A 22,521-nucleotide genomic window follows, 5' to 3' on the forward strand; every position below is an offset into this window, starting at 1 on the left:
GCGTTTCTTACTTTGCGGTGTGTGCGTCACTGCAGGCCGGAACCTGCTTGCCAACTGCCAACTGCCAACTGCCAACCGGCAACCGGCAACCGGAAATCCCAATCACTAGTCACCCATCCTAGAAGCGGTAAGCGACGGTCTTCATCAGCTTGGAGGCCAAAGCCATGGCGGTGGGGATGGGGGGCGGGAGGATGCGGGCGCCGGCTTGTTCGGCCTGGTCGGCGTGGCGGGCTTCGTCGATCTTCATCACGCGCAGGATCGCGCGGCTGCGTTGGTCGATTTCCGGCAGGGTTTCGAGATGTTCGTCCAGGTGAGCTTCTACCTGGCGCTCGGTCTCGACCACGAAGCCCAGGCTCCAGTCGTCGCCGCGCAGCCCGGCCAGTGCGCCCAGCGCGTAGCTGCCGGCATACCAGACCGGGTTGAGCAGGCTGGGGCGGCTGTCCAGTTCGTGCAGGCGATCCGCGCACCAGGCCAGATGGTCGGTTTCTTCCTGCGCGGCTTCCAGCAGATGGTGCTGGGTGTGCGCGTCGCGGGCGACCGCAGCCTGGCCGAAGTACAGGCCTTGCGCGCACACTTCGCCTACATGGTTGATGCGCATCAGCCCGGCGGCATGGCGACGCTGGTCTGGTTGCAGCGCGACATCGGGGGTGTCGGCAGCGGGGTTGGGGCGCTCGGCGGGCGGGTTGCCGAAGACGGTCTCCAGCGCGCGCTGGGCTTCGACCAGCAGCCGATCGAGCGGGCTGTGCAGTCGGTTGGGGGAGGTCTGGGTCATGCGTCGATTCTGGCGCCCGGCCGATCCGCTGCCAACCGCCTTGACCCTGACGGACGCGCGACTTGCGCCGCTGCGGGCTGCCGCGTACAATCCCGCCTCTTCTGTTTCGCCTTCACAACGCGTGGCAAAGTTCCAGCGGTCATCGCCGCTGCAATCCGCCCGACTACTCAAGAGCTTCCTCATGACTACGTTCACCGCCAAGTCCGAGACCGTCCAGCGCGACTGGTATCTCGTTGACGCCGCCGGCAAGACGCTTGGCCGTCTCTGCACCGAACTGGCTAGCCGCCTGCGCGGTAAGCACAAGCCGATCTATACCCCTCACGTCGATACTGGCGATTACCTCGTGGTGATCAATGCCGAAAAGATCGTGGTCACGGGCAACAAGCTGAAAGACAAGAAGTATCACCGCTTCACCGGCTACATCGGTAACTTGAAGACCGAGAGCCTGGAGCAGGCGCTGCAGCGCCACCCGGAGCGCGTGATCGAAATCGCCGTCAAGGGCATGTTGCCGAAGGGCCCCCTGGGCCGCACCATGTACCGCAAGCTCAAGGTGTATTCGGGTGCCGAGCATCCGCACGCCGCCCAGCAGCCGCAAGTTCTGGATATCTAATCATGGCTATCACGCAAAACTACGGCACTGGCCGCCGCAAGTCCTCCACCGCTCGCGTGTTCCTGCGCAAGGGTACCGGCAAGATCACCGTCAACGACCGTCCGCTGGATGAGTTCTTCGGCCGTGAGACGGCGCGCATGATCGTGCGTCAGCCGCTCGAGCTGACCAAGAACACGGAAAGCTTCGACATCCTGGTCACCGCCTCCGGCGGCGGCACCACCGGTCAGGCCGGTGCGATCCGTCTGGGCATCTCCCGTGCGCTGGTCGAGTACGACGAAACCCTGAAGTCCGAGCTGCGCAAGGCTGGCTTCATGACCCGCGACGCCCGTGAAGTCGAGCGTAAGAAGGTCGGTCTGCACAAGGCCCGTCGCGCGACCCAGTTCTCCAAGCGCTGATCCATCGCGTTTGCTGCGTCCCGGCTTGCTGGGACGACTGCTTCAAAAGCCCGGCATTGCCGGGCTTTTGTCGTTTTGCAGTGGTGCTGGCCGGAATCCTTGTTGGTCTGCGCGGCAAGGTGGCGGCTCTGATGGCGGCTCCCGGCGCGCCGAGGTCAGTGGCTGGCGCGGGATCTGTGTTTGGTGTGGCGGGATCGTGAGTTGGTACCGGTCACCTGGTGTGTGCCCATGTCTGTGCGCGCGCATGGGAAAAGGTCGGTGACATTCCCGCGCGACAAGGCTGCGCTCCTGGTGGATTCCGGTGCGCGGCAGTTGCCCTATTTCGCTGAGATGTCGAAGGTTTGGGAGTTGCGTAGTTCCGGGGTAGGCAGTGGCCGGATGCAAGGCGCTGCCTCCGCGGGTGGGCCAAATGCTGTGCAGAGATTTGAATCATCTGCATGAGGCGCAGGCAACAAAAAAGGCCCGATCTTTCGATCGGACCTTCTGTGTTTGGCTGCCCCGGATGGATTCGAACCACCGATGCCTGAGTCAGAGTCAGGTGCCTTACCGCTTGGCGACGGGGCAATAAAAAACATGTTGTCCCAGAGTATCGCATGCCTGTGCAGGCTTGAATACCGTGGTGGCTATGGGTGGACTCGAACCACCGACCCCAGCATTATGAGTGCTGTGCTCTAACCGGCTGAGCTACATAGCCTAGGGAGCCGGCAATTCTCGCGATGCGCCTGGGTGTTGTCAAGTATTTCGTTTTCAGCTTGTGAGCCGGGCGTCGCCGTGGCAGAGTCGGTCACAGTAGATTTTCAGGAGTCCGCATCGTGATCGATCCGGACGGCTTCCGGCCAAACGTTGGCATCGTGCTGATGCGGAAGGACGGTCAGGTGTTCTGGGCACGACGTGTGCGCAGGGACGGCTGGCAGTTCCCGCAAGGTGGCATGAACACCGATGAGACGCCCGTTGAAGCCATGTACCGCGAGTTGCGCGAAGAAACCGGGTTGTTGCCCGAGCATGTGGAATTGCTCGGCGCCACGCCTGGATGGCTACGCTATCGCCTGCCGAGCCGGGCGGTGCGCCGCAATGAGCGACAGGTGTGTATCGGCCAGAAGCAGGTGTGGTTCCTGCTGCAATTCACTGGCGACGAATCCCATCTCAAGCTCGACCACACCGATACCCCCGAGTTCGACCATTGGCGCTGGGTGGACTTCTGGTACCCGGTCGAGCACGTGGTGATCTTCAAGCGTGGCGTCTATGCGCGTGCGCTGCGGCATTTGGCGCCGCTTGCACAGACGCTGGCAGGCCCTGCGGCGGTCGGTGTGATGCCCGAGCGTGCGCTGGAAGCCTGGTTGCCCGGTAGCAGCGCGGCTGGCCACGACAGTCCGCGCAAGCGTCCACGCAAGCGTGGCGGGCCTCGGCAGGTGCGGATTAATAATGATTAACGTTTGGAATTGACACCTATTCTCGTTTGCGGTGCAATCAGCACCGGTCCTCTCCGGATCGCCAGCACCCGACCGATACCGTGTACGTCTGCATCTGTAATGGGGTCACCGACCACCAGATCCGCGAAGCGGCCGAGAACGGCTGCGCCAGCCTTGCCGAGTTGACCATGCGCACCGGTTGCGGATCCAACTGCGGCTCGTGTCTGGACATGGCGGCCGACCTGTTGAGGCAGGCGCACGCGACCCGCGCGCTGCCGCTTCCGTTGCTGGGTCTGGCAAGCGCTGCCTGAGTGGTGTGGGGCGCGCTTGGTCTGCTTCCAGCATGTGACGCGGATCTAGCTGGGTTGGCGACTCAATCAGCGGTTGGCATGCAAATCCTGTCTCACGCGGTGCACGCTTAGTCGACAGGCTCTCCCGCGTCCCCTAGTCGCTTTCCATGCGGCATGCGTGGATTCGTAGCCGCCCGGTCGGCATCACGCAACTGATCACGATTCGCGTTCCTTCATGCGCCGCGCCAACGCGTTAGAGTGCGGCCGGCTCACTGTCTCGGAGACATCGCATGAAGGGCGATACCAAAGTCATCGAGTACCTCAACAAGGTGCTCTACAACGAACTCACGGCGATCAACCAGTACTTTCTGCATGCCAAGATGCTGAAAAACTGGGGCCTGAAAGAACTGGCCGAGCATGAGTACAAAGAATCCATCGACGAGATGAAGCATGCGGACAAGTTGTCCGACCGCATTCTGTTTCTCGAAGGGCTGCCTAATTTTCAGGCGCTCGGCAAGTTACGCATCGGCGAAAACCCGACTGAGATGTTCCGCTGCGACCTGACGCTGGAGCGCGAAGCTGTCGCGGTGTTGCGCGAAGCGGTCGCCTATGCGGAAACCGTCAACGACTACGTGAGCCGCCAGTTGCTGGTGGACATCCTGGAGTCGGAAGAAGAGCACATCGATTGGCTGGAAACCCAGCTGGATCTGGTGGCGCGGATCGGCGAGCCGAATTACCTGCTGACCAAGCTGGACGACTGAGCATGCGCTCAGCGCGGTGCTGGTCGGCGTTGTGTTGAGTGCAGCGCAGATGGTGGTTAGTGAGCGCGTGCCATGCTGGGGAGCATGCAAGCGCTGCGGTCGATGCGTGTGTGTTGTGTCGTGTTGTAGCTGCTTGGCTGCCTGTGGCTTCGCGCGCACGCTCACTCCAAACCCCGCTCTGCGCCCCCCCAGCCCGCGTTTGCGACGCGGGCGCTCCAAGGCACGCGCGCCAGTGGCGTGCGACCCGTGCCTTCTCGCCCCGTCGGGCGAGGGGCTTTATTTGATTCCCTCGCGCATCGCGTGAGTGTGCCTCGGGCGAGGGTTTGCCGCCGCTGCTGCGTTGTGAGTGGATCAGCGCCTCTGCGGAACTTCAGCCTGTCCAGTGCTGCTCAGGTAATGCTCCAGCGCTGCTCAAGTACCGCTGCACATGCAGCGCAACGTTCGACGCCGATGACCGGTCAGCCTTGCGGTTGAGATGCACGTATTGCTGTATCGCCATGGCAAGCGATCGGGCGTCTTGGATCGGGTGCTCCGTACCCTCACCCCAACTCCTCTCGCTAGGGGAGAGGGGCGCGACCGTTCTTTCGCTGCGGGATTGCTTCGACTGCATTGCCTGGCCGGTTCTTGTCAGCAGCTCAGGAGCTGCGCGGCTTAGCCGGCTGCGCGGGTTGCGGCTTGCAGGCGGGCGACCTGGCCTAGCAGGGCCAGGCGGGCGCGGGCGTATTCGGCGATCACCAGGGCGACCATTACCGAGGGGCGTTCGATGGTGCCGGTGCGGGCGGCCAGTTCGATGCGCCGTGCGGCGTTGGACACGGCCTGGGCGCCGACGTTGGCGCTGGACGATTTAAGCGTGTGGGCCAGGTCGCGCAGCTGCATGCTGTCGCGGTTGGCGGCCGCTGCTTCCAGCTGTTCGATGATGCCTGGTGCATCGTCCAGGAACAGCTGCAGGATGGTGATGGTGTCCGCGCCGGCCACTTCGTACAGCTCGTCGATCACGCTGCTGTCCAGGATCGGCAGCGCACGTGCCTGGGCGCCCGCGCTGGCGCTTTCCGGATCGGCCGGGGCTGCGCCGTTGGTCTGGCTGGGCAACACCGGTTGACGCGGCAGCCAGCGCTGCAGGCAGGCATCGAGTTGTTCGCGGGCGACCGGCTTGGAGAGGTAATCGTCCATGCCGGCGGCCAGGCAGCGTTCGCGGTCGCCAGCCATGGCGTTGGCGGTCATCGCCACGATCGGGATCGGGCGGCCGCCGCTTTCGGTTTCCATCGCGCGCCAGCGGCGGGTGGCGGCGTAGCCGTCCAGCACCGGCATCTGGCAATCCATGAAGACCATGTCGTAGCGCGTGGATTCCATGCTGCTCAGCGCGGCCTCGCCGTCGGTGGCGGTATCGGCTTCGAAGCCCAACACCCCCAGCAGCTTCTGCGCGACCAGCAGGTTTACCGGGTTGTCTTCGACCAGCAGGATGCGCACTTCGCGCGCGTTGGCCATCGGTGGCGGCAGCGGCTCGGGGATCATCGACGCGGCCAGCGCATGCACGGGCTTGGCGTCCTGCGGCAGCACCAGCGTCCGCAGGATCTCGTCCGGGCTCTGGCGCGGCACCAGGGTGGCGTTGTCCTGCAGTTCGACCGGCACCGGCTCGTCGCCGTAGAGCCAGATCAGCTTCGAGCCGCTGATGTCTTCCGGGCGAGCCAGTGCGCGATGGACGGCGCGCGCGCTGTAGCGCAGCGTGTCGTGGTCGGCGATGACGCAGCGGAAGCCTTCCCCATCGCTGTGGCGGCGCACGCGTTCCAGCGCTTCCTGGGTGGTTTCCATCAGCACGTGCGACACGCCCCAGCCGTCGAGCAGGCGCTTGAGCCGTTGCGTTAGGCGTGCGTCGGAGCTGATCACCATGACGCGTGCCGCATCGGCGCCGGTGCTCTGCTGCAGGTCGCCGATCACCTTGAGCAGCGGGATCTCGAACCAGAACGTGGCACCACGGCCGGGTTCGGATTCCACGCCGATGCGCCCGCCCATCAGGTCGATGATGCGCTTGCAGATCGCCAGGCCCAGCCCGGTGCCGCCGTACAGGCGGGTGGTGGAGGCGTCGGCCTGGGCGAAGGAGCGGAACAGGCGGGCCTGTTGATCCGGCGCGATGCCGATGCCGGTGTCGCGCACCTGGAAACGCAGCAGGTGCTGCGCGCGAGTTTCGCCCAGGCGGCGCAGCTGGATATCGATGCTGCCACGCTCGGTGAACTTGATCGCATTGCCGATCAGGTTGCCCAGCACCTGACGCAGGCGGATCGGGTCGCCGCGCACCAGCAGGCGCACCGACGGTTCGATGTCCAGGCCCAGGCGCAGCTGGCGGCTTTCGGCGGTGCGTTGCAGCAGCTGCACCACACCGTCGAGCAACTCGCGCAGATTGAAGGTGGTGATCTCCAGTTCGAGCTTGTTCGCTTCGAGCTTGGAGTAGTCGAGGATGTCGTCGACGATGCGCAGCAGCTGCAGCGAGCTGCCGGTGGCGGTCTGCAGCATGTCGCGCTGGTCCAGGCTGAGCTGGCCGCTGGAGATGAGCTCCAGCATCGGAATGATGCCGTTGAGCGGGGTGCGGATCTCGTGGCTCATGGTTGCCAGAAACTCACCCTTGGCCAGCGTCGCGGCTTCGGCCGCCTGTTTGGCGCGCAGCAGTTCCTGTTCGAGTTCGCCGTGGCGTTGCAGTTCCTGTTGCAGGCGCTCGCGGGCCAGCTCCGCCTCGTCCAGGCGCTGCGACAACCGCCGCTGAGCGCGGGCGCTGCGCTGGGCGGCGACGGCTGCGCACAGGGCAAACACCACGGCCAGCGCAGCAGCGATGGCGGTGAGCGCGCGCCACGGGCCCTGGATGTCGCTCCACTGCAGGCCTGCGCCCACCGCTGCGGTGAGTGCGGTCACCGTGGCCAAAGCGCTCCAGACGCGAAGGCCTCCCGCCTGCGCCGTCATTTAGAGCACCGCGTTCGTGAAGTCGAAATCCAGTTCCTTGCCGACGGTCTGCACCAGGTTGCCCTGAATGAAATCCACGCCGCTCATCCACATCGCAGCGGCCGCCTGCGGGTCTTCGATGCGCTGGCCAATGATCAACAGGCCGCGCTGATGGGCGATGTCGATCACGCCGCGCAGCTCGTCGCGCACTGCGGCATTGCCATGCGCATCGGCAAAGCGGTTGGCCATGCGCACGAAACTCAGCGGCAACTGGCTCAGTAGCGCATTGGCTTCGTCGCCGGGTTCGAACTGGCTCAGGCAGAACTGCACGCCGGCCGGCATGAGCTTGGCGCAGAACTGCTGCACGGTGACCGCGTGGATCAGGGCATCGTCCAGACGCAGATCCACGATCAGCGATTGCCCGGCCACGCCGCGTTCGACCAATGCCTTGAGTAGCCAGTCGGCGAAGGCATCGCGGGCCAGCGTGCGCGGCGATTGCGAGACGAACAGGCGCAGCGGCGGGCTGGCGTGCTGATACAGATGCAGCAAGCCAAGCGCGTGATCCATGACCTGCTGGTCCAGATCGGCGATGCGTCCGGCCGCCTCGGCGGCGGGGATCACCTGGCCGGCCGACAGCAGCGTGCCGTCGGCCTGGCGCAGCCGCAGCAGCACCTGGTACTGCGCGGTGTCGCCGCCAGCCACCGCCACGATCGGCTGATAGGCCAGTTCAAGTTGGCCTTCGACCAGGCGCAGTTGCTCCTGCTGCTCGGCCTGGCTGGGCGCCAGATAGGCCTGCACACCGTCGCTGCGCAGGCGTGCCTGCAACGCGGTGCGCTCGACCGCTTCCAGCGCGCTGCCGGTGTCGTCAAAGCCAAGGCCCAGCGGAGCCACGCCGATGGCGCAGCGCACATGTACCGATTCTTCTTCGCGCACCGGGAAGGCGTTGGCGGAAAGACGCTCGCGGATATCCAGCGCACGTTGTTCCAGGCTGGCTTCGTCCATTTCCACGGCCAGCAGCAGGAAGCTGTTGTCGTTCAGACGCGCCAGCGGATATGGCTGGGCGGCAGTGGCCAGGCGATGCCCGGCCTGGGTCATCAGGCGTTCGTAGGCGGCGTAGCCGTAGCGTTCGCGCAGGCCGAGTGCGCTGGCGATTTCGATGAAGAACAGCCCGCCGGGCTGCTTGCGCTCCAGTGCATTGGCGAGCAACTCCATCACGTGGCCGCGCGTGGGCAGGCCGGTTTCCGGGTTGCTGCGCACGCTGACCTGCTCGCCGGCCAGCTGCAGCGCCTGTTGGCGCGCACGGCGGATGCGGTTGGACACCGCGGCGATCAGATGGCGCGGGCGGATCGGCTTGGTGAGGAAATCATCGGCGCCGCTGTCGAGCACTTCGAACTGACGTTCCGGGTCCGGGTCGCCAGTGAGGAACACGATCGGCAGCAGCTGCTGCCCCGGCTGTTGGCGGATCAAGGTGGTCAGGCGGATGCCGTCCAGCTCGGGCATGTGCAGATCCATCAGGATCAGATCCGGGTGATAGTCCTGGATCGCCTGCGGCACGCTGGCGGCGGTCATTTCGACCTGCGCGTGCATGCCGGCGCCATGCAGCACGCTCTGTGCGAACAATGCCTGCGAGCGGTCGTCTTCGACGATCAGAACGCGATACGGCGCATCGGCCGCGACGTTGTCGCCGCCGTCGGTGTTGACTGCGGGCGCGGCGGAGGACGGCGGCAACGCAGGCGCAACGCGCGTTGCGCCGGCGTTGGACACGGCACGCGCCGGTGCAATGGGTGTCGCATGGCTGGGAACGTTGGCGGCGGCGGGCGCGGGAATGATCGCCGCACTCACCGGCGCGCTGTCGTCAGCCGCGCTGGCAGCCTCGTCGGCCCAGCGACGCCAATAGTCGGCCGGCGGCGTCTCGGCGCGCAGCGGGCGATTACGCGTGGCGGTGTCGTCACGGGTGGTGAAAGGAACCGGATCTCGGGCGGCCATCGATACTCCCTGCAGTCGCGATGATTATGCGATGAACTTCACGATAGCGGGGAGCGGCGTGCAGCCGGCGTGCTTGAAGCGCGCATCGGCGCGACCAGCCGGCGCATGCCACGCCACAGCAATCGCCACACCCACCACACCACCAGCGCGGCCAGCACGCTGGACCCCACCGACAGACTCAATGCCCACCACGGATGCGCCAAGGCCAGCGCCAGTGCAGTGGTGGCGATGGTGTCTTCGGCCAGCGACGCGACCCAGTTGCTGGCCGGCTCCGGCGAAGTGTTGAGCAGTGCGCGGGTGCCGGCCTTGAGCGTGTGGCTGGTCAACGCCACGCCAGCGCCGGCCGCCAACGCGCCCGCGCCCAGGTCGCCGTCCGGCGACAGTGTGGCGGCGGCCAGAAACGCGCCGGCCGGCACCCGCGCCAGGGTCTGCAGCAGATCCCAGCCCGAATCCACGCCGGGAATCTTGTCGGCGAAGAATTCGGCCACCGCCAGCGCGCCGGACGTGCCCAGCACCCACAGCGATTGCGCGGGAAGCAGGGCCGGCGGCAGCTCGATCCAGCCGAGCAGGCCGGCCAGGCCGACGCCGAACACGGTGAGGTAGACGCGGATGCCGGCCAGCCAGGCCAGCAGGATGCCGATCACGAACAGATGGGCTTCGCTCATGGCGTTGCTTCCTGCGAACAATGCGGAACTATCGGATAACCGCCGGCCCAGCGCCAGCGCGACGGCCGTCGAGGCTCTGGCACACTACGCCGCCGCCCACACCGCCGGCCCGTCCGGACCCGATGCCCATGAGACCAGCCGCACGCGTTCAGATCGTCCAACGTGACTCCGGTGGTGGCCCTTCCAGCGGCCGCTGGCTGTGGATCGTGGTCGTCCTGCTCTGGCTGGCATCGCTGGGTGGTGTGTGGTGGATGGCCAGCCGCACCGCCGCGCCGCGTCTGGTCGAGGCCGAGGCTTCGCTGCAGCAGGCCCAGCGCAGTCAGGCCCAGCAGCGCCGGCTGATCGAACAATTACAGCAGCGCCAGGTCAATCTGGCGATGTCCGACAAGATCAGCCGCGTCGCCAATACCGAAGTGCAGGCCTCGCTGGCCGAGCGCGACGAGCAGATCGCCGCGCTGCGCGCCGATGTGGCCTTCTACGAGCGGCTGGTGGGCTCCACCGCGCAGCGCAAGGGGCTCAATGCGCACTCGGTGCAGTTTACCGCCGAGGCCGGCGGGACCTGGAATTACAGCGTGGTGCTGACCCAGAACCTCAACCGTGGCGCGATCAGCCAGGGCCAGCTGCGCTTTGCGGTGGAAGGCGTGCGCGCCGGCAAGCTGGTGACGGTGAGCTGGAACGAGCTGCACCAGAAGCCCGATGCCGCCGCCCAGCCGTATTCGTTCCGCTATTTCCAGCAGTTGGACGGTAGCGTGATCCTGCCGAAGGATTTCACTCCGCAACGTGTCAAAATCTCCCTGAGCGGCGATGGGGCGCCGGTCAACCAGACATTCGATTGGAAAGTCGCCGGCAATGGCGCGGGGGAGTAGCTCATGTTCGGAAACAAGTCCAACCGTGGTGCGCAGACCGTGGTCGATACCTTGATCGGACCGCAGGTGGTGATCCGCGGCGACCTGACCTTCAGCGGTGGCCTGTATGTGGAAGGCCGCATCCTGGGCAAGGTGATTGCCGAAGACGGCGCCAGCGCCATCCTGACCGTGGCCGAGCAGGGCAGCATCGAGGGCGAAGTGCGTGCGCCGGTGGTGATCATCAATGGTCAGCTGACCGGCGACGTGCATGCGGCCGAGCGGGTCGAACTGGCCGCCAATGCCCGAGTGCAGGGCAACGTGCACTACCAGGTGGTGGAAATGAGCGCTGGTGCGCAGCTCACCGGACGGTTGATCCATGCCGCCACGGCGGGCGCGACCGCCGCGCTGCCGGCTCCGGAAGGCAGCCGCACCGAGCCGGTCAAGGCGCTGCAGGCCGAAACCGCCGAGGCCTGAGCGGGCACGCGGCTGAAGCGCGAGCCTGTCGCTGGCACAACCGGCTTGAAGTGGGGCCGTCTGGCCCCCATGCTGACGCCATGAGTACGCTCGTTTCACTTCCTACTGCCGCCCCGGCCCCGGACTATCAGTCCATCGACCGGCCGCTGAATTTTTCCGGAGCTGCCGCCGCCAAGGTGCGCGAGCTGATCCAGGAAGAGGGCAACGCCGAGCTGGCGTTGCGCGTGTATATCCAGGGAGGCGGGTGTTCCGGCTTCCAGTACGGTTTCGAGTTCGACGAGAACCGTGCCGAAGACGATCTGGCCGTGGCCACCGATGGCGTGACGCTGTTGGTCGACCCACTGAGCCTGCAATACCTGATGGGCGCCGAGGTGGATTACACCGAAAGCCTGACCGGTGCGCAGTTCGTGATCCGTAACCCCAATGCCAAGACCACCTGCGGCTGCGGTAGCAGCTTTAGCGTCTGAGGCTGTTCGGCGGTCTGACGCGGTCGTGATCGTTTGACGGCGCGGGTCTGCGTCGCCAATGGTCCTGTCGCACACTTGGCTGACGCGTCCTGATCGAGCACAGCGGGCAAGCCCTGTTGCGATGATCGATGCAGATGGAGCAAAACGCGTTTCGGCAGGTCCGCATTGCGGATGCATGGCGTCTGCAGCGACGAACCGGTTGTAATCATCAGCGACCTGTCACGAGTGCGAGCGCAGTGCATGCGATTACGCTGCGGCGATCGTCATGCACTGCCGGTTGCGGGTGTCGCCAATTATCGGCAGGCTTGCGCCGATGTCCGAGTCTATTTTTCCGTTGTCCGGTTTTGCCTTCACCCACGCGCCGCTCGATCGTGGAGATGCGTTGCGTGACGATCCCGCTGCGTTGGCGCAACTGTGGCCGCAAGGCAACGTGTTGCTGATCGATGCCAAGGGCACCGCGCTGGCCGATGCGCAGGGGCAACCGTTGCTGCTGCAGGGCTCGGCGCTTGCCGATAGCCCGGAGGCGGCGATCTTCCTGGGCGTGCGCGATGGCCAAGGCTGGTTTTGCCTGTCGGCCGACCCGCTCGACGTCAAGGCGCCGCAGCGTGTGGACCTGCGCCAGGCGGCGGCCGAGTGGCCGGCGGAGATCGCCACCGCGGTGTCGTATGCACGGGCCATGCTGCACTGGCAATCGCGCACGCGCTTTTGCGGCGTGTGCGGCGGGGCGATCGTGTTCCGCCGCGCTGGCTTCATTGCGCATTGCACGCAGTGCCAGACCGAGCACTATCCGCGCGTGGACCCGGCGATCATTGTCGCGGTCAGCGACGGGCAACGTCTGCTGTTGGGCCGCCAGGCCAGCTGGGCGCCGCGGCGTTATTCGGTGATCGCCGGATTCGTGGAGCCGGGCGAGTCGCTGGAACAGACGGTGGCGCGCGAGGTGCACGAAGAGACTCGGGTGCGGATCCAGCACTGCAGCTATGTCGGCGCGCAACCGTGGCCGTTCCCGGGTGCGCTGATGCTGGGCTTTACTGCGCATGCGGCGGCGAGCGAAGTGCCGCAGGTGACCGGTGAGCTGGAAGATGCGCGCTGGGTGAGTCATGCCGAGGTCGGCGCCGCGCTGGCTGGGCAAGGCGGCGAGGACGGGATTGGGCTGCCGCCTGCCATTTCGATTGCGCGCGCGCTGATCGAGCAGTGGTATCGCACGCATGGCTGAGGGCATCGCTTGCGCATGCACGCGGCTTGCGGCAAGCGCATGCGCGCCCTTGCTCGGTGCTCACGGTACCGGCGCGCGAAGCGCGTTACGGGGCGGTTGTGCCCGCTCGGCTAGACTCGGCTGAGGAGGGACACCCATGTTCACCACCCTGGTTGCCGTCGTCGTCGCACTCACGCTGGGCCATCTGGTGCCGGCGCAGGTGGCCAGGCTGCGGCGTTTTGAATGGTTTGGTCATTGGCTGCGCCGGCTGGACAGTTATGCCGCCGGACGTGGCGCCTGGCAGGGCCGCTACGGGGTGCTGCTGGCGCTGTTGCCGGCCTTGTTTGTAGTGCTCGTGCTGCAGTGGCTGCTGGACGATGTCTGGCACGGGTTCCTGTCGCTGCTGTTCGGCGTGGCGGTGCTGGCCTGGACCTGGGGGCCGCGCGATCTGGATCGCGATGTCGAGGCGGTGATCGATGCCGACGAACCCGGGGCGCGGCGCGATGCGATCTCGCAGTTGCAGGCCGCCGGCGGCAGCGTGCACGAGGATGCGCCGTCGCTGGTCGAGGCGGTGGTGGTCAATGGCCTGCGGCGCTGGTTTGCGGTGCTGTGGTGGTTTCTGTTGCTGGGGCCTTTCGGCGCGGTGCTGTATCGCCTGACCGCGCTGGCGGTGGAAAGCCCGCTGGCGGTGCTGCTGCCGCCGCGCAATCTTGCCGGCGCGCGATGGCTGCTGGCGGTGCTGGAATGGCCGGTAGCGCAGCTAATCACGGTGTCGATGGCATTGGTCGGCAACTTCGACACGGTGTTCCGCGCGTGGCGGCAAGCGCATGGCAACCGTTGGTCGCTGGAGCCGCATTTTCTCGGTGCCGTTGCGCGTGCCAGTGTCAGTGCCGAGCTGCGCGAAGAAGCGCACGACTACACCGATTCGGGCCTGGTGCCGGTCTGGCGCCGGCTGCCGGAAGTGCGCGATGCAATGAGCCTGGTGTGGCGCGTGCTGCTGCTGTGGATGGTGGTGCTGGCGTTGTTGGTGATTGCGGGTTGGGTGCGGTGATCTTGTGCAATGCGGATGTTCGGGCTCGCCTATAAGGCGCAAGTTTGCGTAGTGATGACATCTTGTCGAATGTGGCTTTGTCGCTTGACGTCTAACTTCATCAGCCGACCTGTGGTCACGCGGCGGCTAGTTGCTAGTTACTGAGACTAGCTACTTATAGATTTTTTGAGGTGAGTTTGGCTTGAGTGATCGTTAAGCCTCATTGCTTCTTTTTGAATGCAGCAACGATAAGCATGGATGCGGATCCCAATGTGCAAAACATTCCGCAAGTCAGCAAAGACGGTGGCAGATTCGCCACGCCGGATAGAGTGTCAGTGAAGGAATAGAGAAATCTGATTAAAGGCCAGAACAACACCAGGTCCATCAGTAGAATTCCGACGCATCCAAAGACGACTCCCATGCTCCTGCTTTTGCTCGGAGGGTCATTTGCCATTCTGACGGCAAGAGAATTCACGGCTCCGGTTACGAAGAAGAACAGGACGATAATTCCTATTCCAATCACTTTGAATTCAATGCCGACCTCGAAGTCCATGCTGGCCTTGTAAGTTCCGGATATGAGCTAGGTGAAATCGTTGGATCTCTTGCGCTACGGAATATCTGGTTTTTCCTAACCCGGCGCTAGCAGCGTAAACGGGTACCACGGCAGATTTCGTGCAATCCAGTACGTGGGGAGTGCCCATAACCAGAATTTCGGTTCGGACATCACGCTCACCACCGGTGCGAACCAGCGGGCGCGCCAGCCGGCTTTCCAGGCGATCAGGCCGGGCAGGGTGAACAGGCCGAGCACGGCGGCAGGATTCATGGCGAAGGCGCCAGGAAGATCGAAATGCACCAGCGCATACAACGCGCGGGTCATGCCGCAACCGGGGCAGTAGCAGCCGGTGACGGTGCGAAAAATGCAGGGCGGGAACGGGCTGTTGCTCGCGTTCGGGTCAAAGCGATAGAGCAGCGATACGCCAAAGGCGGCCACGCTGGTGGCCGCCCCCAGTCCAAGCCAATGGCGTGGACGCAGTTCCATTACTGCATGTGCTGCAGCTGCTGCATGTAATCCGAGTACCCCTGCATGCCGCCGGTGGCGACCATGCCGATGTTGACCAGCAGGCCGATCGCGGCCAGCACGCTGGTCACGATGCACCAGGTCTTGGCGGTGTTGGAGGCGCGACGCGCGCCGTCGATATCGCCCTGGTTGAGCAGTCCGTTGACCTTGCTGGAGAACACGATCGCCACGATGCCGGTGATCAGGGACGGGCAGCACAGGCAGAAGCCGAGCACGGTGGAGACGATCGCCCAGATCAGGTGATTGGGCACCGGGCCGGGCGCTGCGCTGGACGAGGGGTGGATCGGCGGTGGGATGGCACTCATGGTGAAGCTCCTTGGGTGGTAAACGACAACAAACGGATCGGGTGCGTGGGGAGGGTGATGACGGCCGCAGCAAGACGGATGGCAGCGTGCGTCGTGCTCGCAGGGCCGCGGTGCAGCGCTGCAACTGCAGGTCGCCGACAGGCGCGACGGCTGCCGGTTGCGGCAGATGCCTCAGACACGATGTTGCGCACGACGACTTCCCCCGGTACGACCTGCCGCGTCCGCTTGGCGAACGCGGCGGTAAAGCGTGCAGTGGCGCACAGGCTACTCGCGGTCCGCGAAGGACGCAAAGCCCGCGCCGGCGCGGCTCACGGTTGGTCCTGGCGCAGTGCGCGGACCTGCTGTTCGAGCAACGCGGCGCTGGCCTGGTCGCCGGCAACGGCGGGGCCTGCAGCCACTTCGATCTGCGCACGCATCCGGCGCGGCACGCGCATGCGGCCCAGACGGGTATCGCGGCGGCTCCACATGCTCGACCACATGCCACGTAGCGCCATCGGAATCACCGGCACCTTGCGGCGCTCCAGGATCTTTTCGACGCCGGATTTGAACGCGGCAATCTCACCGTCCTTGGTCAACGCACCTTCCGGAAAGATGCACACCAGCTCGCCATCGGCCAGCGCGGCGTCGATGCGATCGAACGCCTGCTGCATCAGTGCGGGGTCTTCGCGCGCGCCGGCGATCGGGATGGCCTTGGCGGTGCGGAAGATCCAGCGCATCACCGGGATGCGAAAGATCTTGTAGTACATGACAAAGCGCACCGGGCGCGGAATCACCGCCGACAGGATCAGCGCGTCCATGTAGCTGACGTGGTTGCACACCAGCAAGGCGGCGCCGTTGTCGGGCACATGGGTGTCGATGTCGCGTGCGCGCAGCCGGTACAACACGCTCACCAGCACCCAGCTGAGAAAGCGCATCAGGAACTCGGGCACCAGGGTGAAGATCCAAAGCGCCACCAGCGTATTGGCGATGGCCAGCGCCAGAAACACCTGCGGAATGCTCAGCCCAGGCATCGGAATGCGGTGGCCGAACAGCACCACCTGCGGCAGCTGCAGCGCAATGCCGATGACGGCGGCGGCCACGATGAAGAGCGAATTCTGGATGTTGAGCCCGGCGATCACGCGCGAAAGTTCGGCCTTGGGCGTGCGGCTCTGAATCAGCGCGAACAACGGCACCACGAACAGACCGGTGAACAGGCCGATGCCTACCAGATCGATGATCAAGCGCACGCTGCCGGCCTGCTGCACGAACTGGCCGATCGACAGATCGCTCACCGGCGCGGCACCGGGGCGGGCGAAATACAGGTCCAGCAGGAACGCGCTGATGCCGAACGCACCCAGCGGCACCAGGCCGATTTCCACGGTGCGCCCGGACAGCCGTTCGCACAGCAGCGAGCCCACGCCGGTGCCGATCGAAAACAGCGCCAGCGCAAACACGTACAGGTCTTGCTGGCCGCCGAGATTGAGCTGCGCGTAGGTGGGCAGCTGCGCGGTGAGCACGGTGCCGACGAACCAGAACCACGACACGCCCAGCACCGAGTTGCGCACGGCCGGCGTGCGCCGGGTCAGGCGCATGATGGCGCGCGATTCGGGGATGGGGTTCCAGTTGATCTTCAGCTCTGGCGCGCCGGCATCGACCTTGGGCACCAGCCGCGCGACCAGGTTGCCGGTGACGGCGATGGCGATCACCGCGGTGGCTGCGGCGACCGGGCCATGGCTGCCGGCGATCTGGAAGATCAGCCCGCCGAAGATCATGCCGCACAGGATCGAGATCGAGGTGCCCATCTCGACCAGGCCGTTGCCGCCGGTGAGTTCCTCGGGTTTGAGCACCGAGGGCAGGATGGAATACTTCACCGGCCCGAACAGCGTGGATTGCAGGCCGGTGCAGAACAGCGCGATCAGCAGGATCACCATGTTCTCGGTGATGAAGCCCACCGCAGCCAGCGACATGATGGCGATCTCCATCGTGGTGGTGATCACGATGAGCTTCTGCTTCTCCATTTTTTCGGCGATCTGGCCGGCCAGCGCGGAGAACAGGAAGTACGGCAGGATGAACAGCGCCGGCGCCAGATTGGTGTAGAGCGTGCGCTGCGCCGCATCGATGCCGAGATAAAACAGCAAGCCGATGATGGCTTGCCGATAGACGTTGTCGTTGAACGCGCCCAGGGCCTGGACAGCGAAGAACGGCAAGAAGCGGCGCTGCCTGAGCAGGGCGAACTGACTGTGACCGGACATGCAGTTTCCTTTGCGAACGCGCGCAGCCTAGCAGGCTTCCACGGTGCTGGTGGAGGGCCTATGCGCTTAGCGCGACCGGCCAGGCGATGGCGCATGCGGCGCCGCTTGGGCACGCAGCAGCGCCACGAACGCGCGTGCGGCCGGGGTGGGGTCGGGCCGCCACACCGCGTAGGTCAAAAAGCGGAAGCGCTCCTTGAGCGCGACCGTCACCACCTCGCGCATGGCGCTGGCCATGGTGTGCGGCACGATGCCCACGCCCAGGTCGGCGGCAACCAGTTCGCGCATCAGGTCGGCGTGAGTCACCTCGTATTGCTGGCGCTGCCGCAGCCCGGCCTGCTCGAAGGCCGCATCGATGATGCCGCGCACCCCGGCACCGGGGATCAGCCCGGCCATCGGTTCGTCCTCCAGCTCGGCCAGGGCCACCCGCTTGCGCGCGGCAAAGCGATGGCTGGGGGCGACGATCAAGGCGAGCGGTTCTTCGTGCAGGAGCAGGCGCTGCTCCGGTACCGCGACCTGCGGGCCGACGCCGACCAAGGCCACATCCAGCCGGCCTTCGCCCAGATCGTGCAGCAAGGCCTCGCTCATGGCGGTGCGCAGGTGCACGTCTACCCGCGCATGTGCGATGCGGAACTGGCGCAGTAGCTGCGGCACCTGCACCGTACTGAGCGAGGAGATCTGCCCCAGTGTGAGCCGGCCGCGCACGGTGCCCAGTGCCTGGGCCATTTCTTCGTGCAGGCGCTCGGCCGCGCGCAGGGTTTCGCGTGCGTTGTGCAGAAAGACTTCGCCGGCCGCGGTGGGGCGTACCCGGCGGGTGCCGCGCTCGAACAGCCGCGCGCCAAGCGTCTCTTCGATCTTGGCCACCTGATGGCTGAGCGCCGATTGCACCGTGTTGCAGCGGCGTGCGGCCGCGGTGAAGCCGCCTTCGTCGGCCACGGCCACGGCAAATTCCAGCTGGCGCAGGGTGAGCATGCGATCTCGAAACGCGATGGTGACGGTGAAAACAATACATTGGAAAGATGCATCGCCGCTGCCCACACTGCGTCCATTCCTTCCACAGGCCTCTGCCATGACCGTCGACCCCGCTGCCCATCCGCCATTGCCGCGCCGCCTGGTGCTGTTGATGGCCGCCGCTACCGGGCTGGCAGTGGCGAGTAATTACTACGCCCAGCCGCTGCTGGAAACGCTGGCGCAGACCTTCGGCATCCAGGTGCGCAGCGCCGGGGCGGTGGTGACCGCAGCGCAGCTGGCGTATGCAGCCGGGCTGCTGTTGCTGGTGCCATTGGGCGACCGGCTGGAGCGGCGCAGCCTGATCGTTGGCCTGTTCGTGCTCAGCGCACTGGGCCTGCTGATCAGTGCCAGCTCGCACAGCTTTGCGATGTTGCTGGTCGGCACCATTGTCACCGGCGCCAGTTCGGTGGCGGCGCAGATCCTGGTGCCGTTCGCCGCCACGCTGGCGGCACCGCACGAGCGGGGCCGGGTGATCGGCACGGTGATGAGCGGCTTGCTGCTGGGCATCCTGCTGGCGCGCACCGCTGCCGGGCTGCTGGCCAGCGTGGGCGGCTGGCACACGGTGTACTGGATTGCCGCCGGCCTGCTGCTGATCACCGCCGCGCTGCTATGGCGCGGGCTGCCGCGGCATCCGGGCAATGCGCAGTTGTCGTATCCGCAGCTGGTGGGATCGGTGTTGACGCTGCTGCGCGACGATGCGGTGCTGCGCGCGCGCGCGGTGCTAGGTGGGCTGATCTTTGCCGGCTTCAGCATGTTCTGGACCACGCTGGCGTTTCTGTTGTCCGGTCCGAATTATGGTTATGGCACCGCGGTGATCGGGCTGTTTGGCTTGATCGGTGCGGCCGGTGCGTTGGCGGCCAATCGTTCCGGGCATTGGTCCGACCATGGCCATGGCGACCGCGTGAGTTGGGGTGGGCTGCTGATGTTGCTGGTGTCGTGGGGGCTGCTGGCGTTTGCGCCGCACTCGATGGCGTTGCTGATCGTGGGCGTGTTGCTGCTGGATATCGCCGTACAGGGCGTGCACATCGCCAATCAGAGCGTGATCTATCAGCGCAATCCGGATGCGCGCAACCGCATCACCTCTTCCTACATCACCTGCTACTTCATCGGCGGCGCGCTGGGGTCGACCTTGAGCACAGCGGCGTACGCCCAGGCCGGCTGGAGCGGTGTGGTGATCGGCGGTGCGCTGCTGGCCGTAGCGGCGTTGGGCTGGGTGGGCTGGAGTGTGTCGCGCAACACCTGGAAGTAGCAGCGTCTAACACAACGACTGCGCTTACCGTCAGGCGGGCGTCGCCGGTGCTCGGTGCGGTAGGTACCACCCGTGCATTCCGGTTCTGCGTGCGCCGTCCGCAGGCACCTCAAGGCGGCTCGCTACGGTGTGTTAGCCGCTCCACGCGCTGCCGACGCGTAGTGACGCGTCCTTGCGCGCTTCATGGATGCGCACATCTGAAAAGCTTGGCTTTTGCGGTATTGCGCGCAGGTGTTGCGCCAACGCCGCCGGGCTGAGCGGCGTGGTCGATACCGGCAGCAGCCCGCACTGTCCTCAAACGCCGCTAGTGTTTGCTCACCACCAGACGCGCGGCACCCTCGGCCGGCGCATCGGTCACCGCCACCGCAGCAGCGCGCAGCTTGGGCAGCAGGCGCAGGGTGAGTGCGAGTTGGTCGCGTACCAGACGCTGCTTGGGCGGCAACTGCACGGCGTGCTGTTCCAGCGCATCGGCCATGGCCAGTTCTTCGGTTTCGTCGTGCGCCGGCAGTGGGTGGCGTTGGCTCAATGCGGTAGCGATGTCGCCGAGCGCACGCTGCAGATAGTCGCCGGCCCGGGCGATGGTGGGGTCGTGTTCGCCATCGAGCGCGGCGCGGTGCGCGCCTAGCGCCGACAGGTAGCCCAGCAAGGTATTGGACAGTGCGAGGAAGCGGAAACCCGCATCCAGATTGCGTCGGAAGCGGCCCGGCTCACGCAGCATGTTGGACAGCGCCACCGACAACGCCGCATCGGCGTTGTGCATGTCGCGGCGTGCGATGCGATAGGGAAGATCGTCGCGCATGCCGCTCGCGTATTGCTCCAGCACCTGGGTGAGATAGCGCGCGCAGCTGGCCAGTACCGTGGCCATCACCTGGTTGAGGCGACGGCCCTGCCAGTCCGGCAGGATCAGGAACGAGGCAGCCGCGGCGATGGCGCAGCCGATCACGGTGTCGATCAGCCGCGGCCAGATCAACACGAAGCCATCGCCGAGCAGGTTGAAACAGAACAGCGCCATGACCGTGATGCCGGCGGTGGCCAGCATGTAGCGATCGGTGCGCGCAATGAAGAACACCAGCGCCGCGACCAGGGCCAGCAGCAGCTGTACTTCGGTACCGGGGAACAGCTGCATCAGCGCCCAGGTGGCGACCAGGCCGATCAAGGTCCCGGCGATACGCTGCACCAGCCGCAGGCGTGTCGCGCCATAGTTGGGCCGGCACACAAACGCGGTGGTGAGCAGGATCCAGTAGCCGTTATCGGCATGGATGGATTGCATCACCGCGTAGCCCGCGACCAGCGCGATGGCCATGCGCAGGCCATGCCGGAACAGCACCGAGCCGGGCGTGAGTTGCTGACCGAGCCGCGCGGCCATTTCGCGCAAGGTGTGCGGCGAGGAATCGCGCAGGCGGGTGTCGAGGTTGTCGCTGGTGGAATCGGATTGCGCCGCTTCAGAGAGCTTGCGTTCGATGGTCTGCAGATTGGTGACCAGCAGTTCCAGCGCGCCGAGCAGGCGCGCCAGTGCGGGGTCGGCGCGCGCATGCAGATAATCCAGCGACTGGCGCAGGTCTTCGGTGGCCAGACGGCTGTTGTCGCCATAGTCGAACGGCTGCCGCAGCCGGATCGCCTCGCCCAACGCGGTGCAGGTCTTGCCCTGCAGTGCGAGCAGGCGCTGGCAGCGGTACAGCACATCGCTGTGGAAGAACGCATCGGTCAGCGCTTCGTACGGATAGTGCGACGAACTGGCGCGTTCGTGGAATTCCTGCGCCATGTAATAGAGCCGGAAATACAGGCCCGATTGCACGCCCGGCCGTCCCGAGCGCCCGAAGCGGCTGATGATCGCGGTCTTGGCGGCATTGAGTGCGCCGACGACCTTGGCGTTCTGTTCGGCCAGCGCCAGCCGGCGCGCATGCAGGTCGCTTTGCCGCACCGGTTCGAACAGGTCGGCCTTGCGCTTGAGATAAAGGCCCAGCTCGAAGAACAACCGCGACAGCCGCTCGCGCACCGGGCGATTGGCGAACAGGATGGTCCACAGGATCGACAGCACGCCGTACCAGGTGGCGCCGATCAACAGCAACGCCGCGCCATGCCAGGCCACCAGCGGATCGTGGCTGCCGTGCTGGTCCATGCCGATCATGGCGTAGATCGACAACGCCACCGTGGCCTGCGCGATGGAGGCGTAGCGCTCGCCCAGTGCGCCCAGCAGGGTCAGCGAGAAGGTGGCCACCGCCATGCCGATCACGAACGCCAGCGGGTACGGGAACAGCAGCGTCACTGCCGCCGCCGCTGCGGCAAAGCACAGCAACGACAGCAGCACCGATTTGATGCGGCCCAACCAGTTGTCGTCGGTTTCGGCGATGGCGCTGGCGATGGTGCCCAGAAATAGCGCCGGGACTGCGGTGAGTTGCTGCCAGTGCCAGCACACGCCCATGGCCACCGCCAGCGCGATGAACACACGTAGGCCGTAACTGGCCTTTTCATGGGCCCACAGGCGGCTGAGGCGGGATTCGAAGGAAGTGGTGGCCACGGTCTCTGATGGGCAAGCGTGCCCGGGCATTATTGCCGCAGGCACGCGCCACCGGTGTGGAGAGCGGCTAGTTCTTTGTCAGTAGCCAGCATGTGTGCGGACTGGAGCGGAGTGCGCGATTGCGCCGCCGCCCCCGCTGCACGGCCGTCTACCGCGCTTGGCGACCTTGCAACCTGTGGTTGCGAGCTTGAACACCGCCTTGTCGGCGACCACCAGCGAGCTGTGCTCTGTTCGGCCGACAACCAGCGGATGTCCGTGCTTGCCCCCATCCGCCCTTCGGGCACCTTCCCCCGCCGGCGGGGGAAGGA

Annotated in this window: 21 protein-coding genes, 2 tRNA genes and 1 other RNA gene; 12 read left to right on the forward strand and 12 right to left on the reverse strand. The window is 65.6% G+C overall.

Annotated elements, in window-relative coordinates; all coding sequences use genetic code 11:
• Positions 1–118: 118 nt before the first annotated feature.
• Entirely contained in the window at positions 119–772 is a 654-nt protein-coding gene (gene coq7 / locus ABQU90_RS12825; RefSeq protein ID WP_323522823.1) for a 2-polyprenyl-3-methyl-6-methoxy-1,4-benzoquinone monooxygenase, read from the reverse strand.
• A 181-nt stretch (positions 773–953) separates the two neighbouring features.
• Between coq7 and rplM the strand changes: the two genes are divergently transcribed.
• The gene (rplM, locus tag ABQU90_RS12830; RefSeq protein ID WP_006451009.1) at positions 954–1,382 is read left to right on the forward strand and encodes a 50S ribosomal protein L13; all 429 of its coding nucleotides are present in this window, start codon (positions 954–956) and stop codon (positions 1,380–1,382) included.
• A 2-nt stretch (positions 1,383–1,384) separates the two neighbouring features.
• Complete coding sequence (gene rpsI / locus ABQU90_RS12835) at positions 1,385–1,777, forward strand: 30S ribosomal protein S9 (protein ID WP_055853228.1); 393 nt, start codon at positions 1,385–1,387, stop codon at positions 1,775–1,777.
• Positions 1,778–2,267: 490 nt separating this feature from the next.
• Here the strand turns inward: rpsI and ABQU90_RS12840 are convergent.
• Positions 2,268–2,341 (reverse strand) — tRNA-Gln (locus ABQU90_RS12840).
• 53 nt (positions 2,342–2,394) lie between these two features.
• Positions 2,395–2,471, reverse strand: a tRNA-Met gene (locus tag ABQU90_RS12845).
• Between the two features lie 118 nt (positions 2,472–2,589).
• Here ABQU90_RS12845 and ABQU90_RS12850 point away from each other — a divergent pair.
• The 3 genes from ABQU90_RS12850 (at position 2,590) to bfr (ending at position 4,237) form a co-directional block, all read left to right on the forward strand.
• Positions 2,590–3,207: an RNA pyrophosphohydrolase gene (locus ABQU90_RS12850; protein WP_055853227.1), complete on the forward strand. Its 618-nt coding sequence runs from the start codon at positions 2,590–2,592 to the stop codon at positions 3,205–3,207.
• A gap of 80 nt (positions 3,208–3,287) precedes the next feature.
• The gene (locus ABQU90_RS12855) at positions 3,288–3,497 is read left to right on the forward strand and encodes a (2Fe-2S)-binding protein (RefSeq protein ID WP_115526897.1); all 210 of its coding nucleotides are present in this window, start codon (positions 3,288–3,290) and stop codon (positions 3,495–3,497) included.
• Positions 3,498–3,766: 269 nt separating this feature from the next.
• A complete protein-coding gene (bfr, locus tag ABQU90_RS12860) occupies positions 3,767–4,237 on the forward strand; it encodes a bacterioferritin (protein ID WP_055853222.1) in 471 nt (156 codons plus the stop codon).
• Positions 4,238–4,888: 651 nt separating this feature from the next.
• Here bfr and ABQU90_RS12865 read toward each other — a convergent pair.
• The 3 genes from ABQU90_RS12865 to ABQU90_RS12875 are packed head-to-tail and all read right to left on the reverse strand — an operon-like array spanning position 4,889 to position 9,816.
• Positions 4,889–7,147: an ATP-binding protein gene (locus tag ABQU90_RS12865; RefSeq protein ID WP_323522824.1), complete on the reverse strand. Its 2,259-nt coding sequence runs from the start codon at positions 7,145–7,147 to the stop codon at positions 4,889–4,891.
• Positions 7,148–7,186: 39 nt separating this feature from the next.
• On the reverse strand, positions 7,187–9,151 hold the full coding sequence (locus tag ABQU90_RS12870) for an EAL domain-containing protein (RefSeq protein ID WP_323522826.1): 1,965 nt from the start codon (positions 9,149–9,151) through the stop codon (positions 7,187–7,189).
• A 38-nt stretch (positions 9,152–9,189) separates the two neighbouring features.
• The gene (locus tag ABQU90_RS12875; RefSeq protein WP_323522827.1) at positions 9,190–9,816 is read right to left on the reverse strand and encodes a DUF4126 domain-containing protein; all 627 of its coding nucleotides are present in this window, start codon (positions 9,814–9,816) and stop codon (positions 9,190–9,192) included.
• A gap of 128 nt (positions 9,817–9,944) precedes the next feature.
• Between ABQU90_RS12875 and ABQU90_RS12880 the strand changes: the two genes are divergently transcribed.
• The 5 genes from ABQU90_RS12880 to ampE all read left to right on the forward strand — a co-directional run bounded on the left by ABQU90_RS12880 (position 9,945) and on the right by ampE (position 13,845).
• Positions 9,945–10,682: a DUF6776 family protein gene (locus ABQU90_RS12880; protein WP_323522828.1), complete on the forward strand. Its 738-nt coding sequence runs from the start codon at positions 9,945–9,947 to the stop codon at positions 10,680–10,682.
• A 3-nt stretch (positions 10,683–10,685) separates the two neighbouring features.
• The gene (locus ABQU90_RS12885) at positions 10,686–11,135 is read left to right on the forward strand and encodes a bactofilin family protein (protein ID WP_055853213.1); all 450 of its coding nucleotides are present in this window, start codon (positions 10,686–10,688) and stop codon (positions 11,133–11,135) included.
• A gap of 80 nt (positions 11,136–11,215) precedes the next feature.
• Positions 11,216–11,602, forward strand: coding sequence for an iron-sulfur cluster insertion protein ErpA (gene erpA / locus ABQU90_RS12890; protein WP_055853212.1), 387 nt, complete (start codon positions 11,216–11,218; stop codon positions 11,600–11,602).
• Between the two features lie 313 nt (positions 11,603–11,915).
• Entirely contained in the window at positions 11,916–12,815 is a 900-nt protein-coding gene (nudC, locus tag ABQU90_RS12895) for an NAD(+) diphosphatase (protein WP_323522829.1), read from the forward strand.
• A gap of 136 nt (positions 12,816–12,951) precedes the next feature.
• Complete coding sequence (ampE, locus tag ABQU90_RS12900; protein ID WP_055853208.1) at positions 12,952–13,845, forward strand: regulatory signaling modulator protein AmpE; 894 nt, start codon at positions 12,952–12,954, stop codon at positions 13,843–13,845.
• A gap of 199 nt (positions 13,846–14,044) precedes the next feature.
• Here the strand turns inward: ampE and ABQU90_RS12905 are convergent, their stop codons facing one another.
• From ABQU90_RS12905 to ABQU90_RS12925, 5 genes are all read right to left on the reverse strand, one after another.
• Entirely contained in the window at positions 14,045–14,377 is a 333-nt protein-coding gene (locus ABQU90_RS12905; protein ID WP_055853207.1) for a hypothetical protein, read from the reverse strand.
• Positions 14,378–14,452: 75 nt separating this feature from the next.
• Positions 14,453–14,863 (reverse strand): DUF2752 domain-containing protein, encoded by a 411-nt coding sequence (locus ABQU90_RS12910; RefSeq protein ID WP_055853205.1) that lies wholly within the window; start codon positions 14,861–14,863, stop codon positions 14,453–14,455.
• A complete protein-coding gene (locus ABQU90_RS12915; RefSeq protein WP_115512730.1) occupies positions 14,863–15,207 on the reverse strand; it encodes a CD225/dispanin family protein in 345 nt (114 codons plus the stop codon). The genes ABQU90_RS12910 and ABQU90_RS12915 overlap by 1 nt, the downstream gene beginning before the upstream one ends.
• 308 nt (positions 15,208–15,515) lie before the next feature.
• On the reverse strand, positions 15,516–17,438 hold the full coding sequence (locus ABQU90_RS12920) for an MFS transporter (protein WP_115552781.1): 1,923 nt from the start codon (positions 17,436–17,438) through the stop codon (positions 15,516–15,518).
• 66 nt (positions 17,439–17,504) lie between these two features.
• Positions 17,505–18,407 (reverse strand): LysR family transcriptional regulator, encoded by a 903-nt coding sequence (locus ABQU90_RS12925; RefSeq protein ID WP_323522830.1) that lies wholly within the window; start codon positions 18,405–18,407, stop codon positions 17,505–17,507.
• Positions 18,408–18,504: 97 nt separating this feature from the next.
• On the opposite strand from ABQU90_RS12925, the gene ABQU90_RS12930 reads away from it, so the two are divergent.
• Entirely contained in the window at positions 18,505–19,695 is a 1,191-nt protein-coding gene (locus ABQU90_RS12930) for an MFS transporter (protein ID WP_323522831.1), read from the forward strand.
• A gap of 61 nt (positions 19,696–19,756) precedes the next feature.
• Positions 19,757–19,833, forward strand: a non-coding RNA gene (locus ABQU90_RS12935) — sX9 sRNA.
• Positions 19,834–19,999: 166 nt separating this feature from the next.
• On the opposite strand, the gene yccS is transcribed toward ABQU90_RS12935, so the two are convergent.
• Entirely contained in the window at positions 20,000–22,213 is a 2,214-nt protein-coding gene (gene yccS / locus ABQU90_RS12940; RefSeq protein ID WP_323522832.1) for a YccS family putative transporter, read from the reverse strand.
• Between the last annotated feature and the right edge of the window lie 308 nt (positions 22,214–22,521).

The sequence above is a fragment of the Xanthomonas sp. WHRI 10207 genome (assembly GCF_040202975.1).
Taxonomy (GTDB): Bacteria; Pseudomonadota; Gammaproteobacteria; order Xanthomonadales; family Xanthomonadaceae; genus Xanthomonas.

Bases quoted from the DNA above. Each gene is read 5' to 3' on its own strand.
- rpsI (WP_055853228.1), top strand. From the start codon at position 1,385: ATGGCTATCACGCAAAACTACGGCACTGGCCGCCGCAAGTCCTCCACC.
- ABQU90_RS12925 (WP_323522830.1), bottom strand. From the start codon at position 18,407: ATGCTCACCCTGCGCCAGCTGGAATTTGCCGTGGCCGTGGCCGACGAA.
- ABQU90_RS12880 (WP_323522828.1), top strand. From the start codon at position 9,945: ATGAGACCAGCCGCACGCGTTCAGATCGTCCAACGTGACTCCGGTGGT.
- nudC (WP_323522829.1), top strand. From the start codon at position 11,916: ATGTCCGAGTCTATTTTTCCGTTGTCCGGTTTTGCCTTCACCCACGCG.
- erpA (WP_055853212.1), top strand. From the start codon at position 11,216: ATGAGTACGCTCGTTTCACTTCCTACTGCCGCCCCGGCCCCGGACTAT.
- ABQU90_RS12905 (WP_055853207.1), bottom strand. From the start codon at position 14,377: ATGGACTTCGAGGTCGGCATTGAATTCAAAGTGATTGGAATAGGAATT.
- bfr (WP_055853222.1), top strand. From the start codon at position 3,767: ATGAAGGGCGATACCAAAGTCATCGAGTACCTCAACAAGGTGCTCTAC.
- ABQU90_RS12930 (WP_323522831.1), top strand. From the start codon at position 18,505: ATGACCGTCGACCCCGCTGCCCATCCGCCATTGCCGCGCCGCCTGGTG.
- ABQU90_RS12885 (WP_055853213.1), top strand. From the start codon at position 10,686: ATGTTCGGAAACAAGTCCAACCGTGGTGCGCAGACCGTGGTCGATACC.
- coq7 (WP_323522823.1), bottom strand. From the start codon at position 772: ATGACCCAGACCTCCCCCAACCGACTGCACAGCCCGCTCGATCGGCTG.
- ABQU90_RS12920 (WP_115552781.1), bottom strand. From the start codon at position 17,438: ATGTCCGGTCACAGTCAGTTCGCCCTGCTCAGGCAGCGCCGCTTCTTG.
- rplM (WP_006451009.1), top strand. From the start codon at position 954: ATGACTACGTTCACCGCCAAGTCCGAGACCGTCCAGCGCGACTGGTAT.
- ampE (WP_055853208.1), top strand. From the start codon at position 12,952: ATGTTCACCACCCTGGTTGCCGTCGTCGTCGCACTCACGCTGGGCCAT.
- ABQU90_RS12875 (WP_323522827.1), bottom strand. From the start codon at position 9,816: ATGAGCGAAGCCCATCTGTTCGTGATCGGCATCCTGCTGGCCTGGCTG.
- ABQU90_RS12915 (WP_115512730.1), bottom strand. From the start codon at position 15,207: ATGAGTGCCATCCCACCGCCGATCCACCCCTCGTCCAGCGCAGCGCCC.
- ABQU90_RS12870 (WP_323522826.1), bottom strand. From the start codon at position 9,151: ATGGCCGCCCGAGATCCGGTTCCTTTCACCACCCGTGACGACACCGCC.
- ABQU90_RS12910 (WP_055853205.1), bottom strand. From the start codon at position 14,863: ATGGAACTGCGTCCACGCCATTGGCTTGGACTGGGGGCGGCCACCAGC.